This window comes from Escherichia sp. E4702 (assembly GCF_963883545.1).
Lineage (GTDB): Bacteria > Pseudomonadota > Gammaproteobacteria > Enterobacterales > Enterobacteriaceae > Escherichia.
On the sequence record NZ_CAWORF010000053.1, the window covers coordinates 1 to 695 of the forward strand.

At 48.6% G+C, this 695-nt stretch carries 1 rRNA gene; it reads left to right on the plus strand.

Annotated features, from left to right (window positions below):
* Positions 1 to 356: 356 nt before the first annotated feature.
* Positions 357 to 695: ribosomal RNA gene (locus AACU94_RS24480) — 16S ribosomal RNA — on the plus strand; the annotation flags it as partial.

Here is a 695-nt window from a genome sequence, read left to right on the forward strand (position 1 = left end):
ATTCGNAAATTATTTTAAATTTCCTCTTGTCAGCTCAGAATAACTCCCTATAATGCGCCACCACTGACACGGAACAACGGCAAACACGCCGCCGGGTCAGCGGGATTCTCCTGAGAATTCCGGCAGAGAAAAGCAAAAAAAAATGCTTGACTCTGTAGCGGGAAAGCGTATTATGCACACCCCGCGCCGCTGAGAAAAAGCGAAGCGGCACTGCTCTTTAACAATTTATCAGACAATCTGTGTGGGCACTCGAAGATACGGATTCTTAACGTCGCAAGACGAAAAAATGAATACCAAGTCTCAAGAGTGAACACGTAATTCATTACGAAGTTTAATTTTTTGAGCATCAAACTTTTAAATTGAAGAGTTTGATCATGGCTCAGATTGAACGCTGGCGGCAGGCCTAACACATGCAAGTCGAACGGTAACAGGAAGAAGCTTGCTTCTTTGCTGACGAGTGGCGGACGGGTGAGTAATGTCTGGGAAACTGCCTGATGGAGGGGGATAACTACTGGAAACGGTAGCTAATACCGCATAACGTCGCAAGACCAAAGAGGGGGACCTTCGGGCCTCTTGCCATCGGATGTGCCCAGATGGGATTAGCTAGTAGGTGGGGTAACGGCTCACCTAGGCGACGATCCCTAGCTGGTCTGAGAGGATGACCAGCCACACTGGAACTGAGACACGGTCCAGAC